Origin of the sequence: Hyphomicrobium sp. (assembly GCF_035572195.1) — a bacterium.
In the GTDB taxonomy this organism is placed as follows: Bacteria; Pseudomonadota; Alphaproteobacteria; order Rhizobiales; family Hyphomicrobiaceae; genus Hyphomicrobium_B.
In genome coordinates, this window is sequence record NZ_DATNBA010000094.1 from 1 (window position 1) to 4,245 (window position 4,245).

General features: G+C 60.1%; 4 protein-coding genes and 1 pseudogene. 3 read left to right on the forward strand and 2 right to left on the reverse strand.

The annotated features are described in order from the left end of the window. From VN623_RS08060 to VN623_RS08070, 3 genes are all read left to right on the forward strand, one after another. The coding region (locus VN623_RS08060) for an ATP-binding protein (RefSeq protein ID WP_325569901.1) at window positions 1-1,239 on the forward strand (1,239 nt) is incomplete at its 5' end. Continuing rightward, window positions 1,236-1,601, forward strand: a complete 366-nt coding sequence (locus VN623_RS08065; RefSeq protein ID WP_325569903.1) for a response regulator — start codon at window positions 1,236-1,238, stop codon at window positions 1,599-1,601. The genes VN623_RS08060 and VN623_RS08065, both read left to right, overlap by 4 nt. Before the next feature lie 19 nt (window positions 1,602-1,620). Then, a complete protein-coding gene (locus tag VN623_RS08070; protein ID WP_325569907.1) occupies window positions 1,621-2,454 on the forward strand; it encodes a response regulator in 834 nt (277 codons plus the stop codon). 33 nt (window positions 2,455-2,487) lie between these two features. Here VN623_RS08070 and VN623_RS08075 read toward each other — a convergent pair whose 3' ends face one another. Both VN623_RS08075 and VN623_RS08080 read right to left on the reverse strand, forming a co-directional pair. After that, window positions 2,488-3,624, reverse strand: coding sequence for a hypothetical protein (locus tag VN623_RS08075; protein ID WP_325569915.1), 1,137 nt, complete (start codon window positions 3,622-3,624; stop codon window positions 2,488-2,490). A 351-nt stretch (window positions 3,625-3,975) separates the two neighbouring features. Continuing rightward, a pseudogene (locus VN623_RS08080) lies at window positions 3,976-4,245 on the reverse strand (hypothetical protein); the annotation flags it as partial.

A 4,245-nucleotide genomic window follows, 5' to 3' on the forward strand; every position in this document is an offset into this window, starting at 1 on the left:
GAGGAATTGCGCGCGCTGGGGGAGGTCAGCCAGACGGTCAATTCGACGCTCGATCTCGAAACCGTGCTGGCGACCATCGTCGCCAAGGCTGTGCAGCTGTCCGGCACGGAGGCCGGCGCCATTTACGGCTACGACGCGCAACTGCGCGAGTTCCGCCTACGTGCCACATACGGCATGGGCCAAGAATTGATCGACGCGCTCAGGCATCAACGTATCGGGTTTGACCAGCGCGACATCGCGGCGGCTTGCGCCAGCGGCGAGCCGAGCCAAATTGCCGATCTCCACGAGGAACCTCGCTCGGACGTCAACGAGATCGTCCTGCGCGCCGGCTATCGAGCGCGCTTGCTGGCGCCGCTGATGCGCGGTGAAGAAATAGTCGGCTTGTTGGTGGTGCGCCGCAAGACGCCGGGCTCGTTCGCGAACAACATCATCGATCTGATGAAGACCTTCGCGGCGCAGTCGGTGCTGGCGATCCAGAACGCGCGGTTGTTCCACGAGATCGACGACAAAAGTCGCGAACTTGAGGTCGCGAGCCGCCATAAATCGCAGTTCTTGGCCAATATGAGCCACGAGTTGCGCACGCCCCTCAACGCCATCCTCGGCTATAGCGAACTCATTCTCGACAACATCTACGGCGAGGCACCGCAAAGGATGCGCGCCGTTCTGGAGCGGGTGCAGACCAACGGCAAGTACCTGCTCGACCTGATCAATGACGTGCTCGATCTGTCAAAGATCGAGGCCGGACAGCTGATCTTGTCTCTCGCCGATTACTCCGTGGCCGATATGGTGCAAAGCGTCCACACGGCGGTCGAGCCGCTGGCGAGGGGCAAAAAGCTCGGATTTACCGTCGATCTGCCGCGCGATCTGCCGGCGGCGTATGGTGATGACAGACGATTGAAGCAGGTGTTGCTCAACCTGGTTGGGAACGCCATCAAATTCACCGACAGCGGCGAAGTCGTCATCACGGCCAGCGCGGCGGATGGGGCGTACACGATTGTGGTGCGCGACACCGGACCCGGCATTGCCGAGGCCGATCAGACCAAGATATTCGAGGAATTCCGGCAGGGTGACAACGCGCAGACAAACAGCAAGGGCGGTACCGGTCTCGGCCTCGCCATCTCCAAGCGCATCGTCGAGATGCACGGCGGCAGGCTATGGGTGAACTCGCGTCCCGGCGAGGGCTCGACGTTCTCGTTCACCGTGCCGCTGCGCGTCGCAAAGCAAGCGAGCCAGTCATGAGCAGGCGCATTCTCGTAGTCGAGGATCAGGAGGACAATCGCCAAATCCTGCGCGACCTTTTGGGCAGCGCCGGCTACGACATCATCGAGGCCGGCGATGGCGAGGCGGCAATTGCCGCGGCCAAAGCGGAGAAGCCCGATCTCATCCTGATGGACATCCAGTTGCCGCTGCTCGACGGCTACGAGGTCACCCGCCGCATCAAGGACGAAATGGCGCTGAAGGATATTCCCATCATCGCGGTGACCTCCTATGCGTTGAGCGGCGACGAGGTCAAAGCGCGCGCCGCGGGCTGCAACGCCTACTTCGCCAAGCCCTACAGTCCGCGGTTATTGCTGGCCAAGATCAAAGAATTCCTGCCGTAAAGTGCGAGCCTGTCGAGCGATGAACAATCCCGCGCGCATCCTCGTTGCCGACGACAACGAGACCAACCGCGACATCTTGGCAACGCGGCTGGAAGCGAACGGTTACGAGGTATTGCACGCCGCCGACGGCGAGGAGGCGCTGGCAGTGACGCGCGAACGGCGGCCCGACCTCATCCTGCTCGACATCATGATGCCGAAGCTCGACGGCATCGAAGTGTGCAAGAGGTTGAAGGCCGACGTGACGTTGCCGTTCACGCCGATCATGCTGGTGACCGCCAAGGCCGAATCGGGCGACGTGGTCGAGGGGCTTGATGCCGGCGCCGACGAATATTTGACCAAGCCGATCGACCAGAAGGCACTGGTAGCGCGCGTGAAAGCCCTCTTGCGCATCAAGGAGCGTCACGACACAGCCGGCGGGAAGGCGCAGCCGGTCCAGCCGGCCCGATCGCACGGTGCCGATTTGTTTATCAGCTACTCGCGAAAAGACCTGACGGCGATTCAGTCAATCACCGCAGCCCTGCAACAAAACGGCTGGTCGGTCTGGTTCGACCAGCAGCTTCAGGCCGGCGTCAAGTTCGATCGAGTGACCGAACAAGCGCTGACGGATGCGCGCGCGGTAATCGTAGCGTGGTCGCGTCATTCAGTCGACAGCGACTGGGTCCGTGCCGAGGCGGCGTTCGCGTTACAGTACTCAAAGCTCTTTCCGATTCGGCTTGACGATGCCCCGGTCCCGCTTCGCTTCATTAATCTGCATACGCTGGACCTGTCCGGATGGGGCGATGGTTCCGGGCATGCGTTGCAGACGCTTATCGGTCATCTGAGGGAAATTCTCGGCAGGCCGAACGGCAGTTAAGATTTTTCGAAAGAAGTTTGCCTCTGAGCCGCACTACATGACGAAGCGCGACTCCTGTGCGGTGCGTAAAAAATCGCGCATCTCCTCAAAGGCCAGCCGTTCCATTTCGATCATAGTTTCGAACTTTATTTGGCGCGAGCCGGCATCGAAACGTGCAAGAATGTCGCGCACCAAGTCGCTATGGCGCTGATAGCGTTCGAGCTCTCGCTTCGGCTGCAAGCCCTCTTCGAGCGTCCGCATACCGAGCGCGACCACGGCGAAGCAAATTGCGATCCATTGCGCCCACGGCGCAAAGCCCGATTGCGGCGCAAACACCGCAAGCGGTACAATGACGAGAGCTTCCGCGATCAAAAGGCCTAGCGTCGCGACGATGCTGCCCGTTGCCAGGATTGCTTCAAGTGTGCGCAGACTGAAACCGGCAAGGACGAATTGGCCATAGCGGATCTTCCAATCGGCGTACTGTTGCTGATGGCGCAGGCGCAGCGCCCGGTAGGCGTCGAAATATTCGCCAGGAAGCGCATCGAATGTCGACTGACGCGGGTCTTCCGGAGGCGGATGGAGCCAAATGTTTTGGTTCCTCCCCTTTTGCGTCAATCCGTGGAGCTCGGGCTCCAGATGATAGGCGAAACGCATGTTGATCTCAGCCAACCACTTGTTGCGCTGTTCGACAAAAAGGCGCTTGCCGTCCTCGCCGCAGAACGAGTCGCGTATCTCCTCGACACGACAAACAAACGTCTGAAAATGAAACTGCCTCATGACCTCTGTCATCATGCGCCGGTGCAGCCAATCCGCTTTCGCCTTGCCGATCATGAGGCCGAGCAGGCCGATGAGTGCGCCGACCAAGCCGAGAACTGCCGAAATGCACGCCAGCACGACCGCCTCACGATGCGGCAAATAAATCGCGTACAAGTGTTCGGCAGACGTTCCAAATAGAGCGATGACGACCAATAGAACGGCAGCCAGACCCCAGCGAAGGCTCCGCTTTTTCGCGCGCTTGGCGGGCTCTTCGTATTTCTGAAATTGTGCTATGAGATCGTCATTCTCGATAACATGGAGCATCTCCGGAAACGCCAATTGCGCAGTTTTTCTGTCCTCCGGACCAACCAGAAGGTCATTGTTAAAGGTCTGCGCGCGAAGCTCAGCAGCCATGCAGGCAATAGACCGCGACATTGAGAAAAACTCAAGACTAGCCCCGATTCCCCACGGGGGCCCGACTGATCAAATAGCAATACGCCACCTTCCAACGATTGCCATGCGGCAGCCGTGATCCGGCCAACGCCCTTGAAGCGTACAGGCGCTATAAAAAAGCTCGCCCGCATGCTGCGGTGCCATATGGCCGAAACTGGCCCTGAGCGGACGTAGGCGGGCAGGGCGCTTTAGGTCGGCTTTTTGACCCACAGTGGACACTGCCAGCGCGCATCGTTAGCCGCCGCAGGCGGCGCAAAATAGCGCGCTTCGTTGTGCTCAGATTTTCGAACTTGGGCTCGGGGGGACGATCGATAACCAGCACCTTTTGCTGGTTCAGGCAATGCCGGTTGCGGACAGCCCCAGACGATCTTCCAGGAAGCGACAGAGCTTTGGCGCCAGGAAGCCGGTGAAGCTGCCGGTCTCGGCAATCGGATCACTGATCCAGAAATGCGGCGCGCCGACAATGGCGACGGTCCGCACGAATTGGCCTGTCTGCTTCAGGGCGGTGACGAAGCGCCCTGACTGACTCGCCCAGTCGACAATGTCGTCCTGGGTACCCCAGGATAATAGGAACGGCACGCGGGGGGCCGTTGTCGTCGCGTA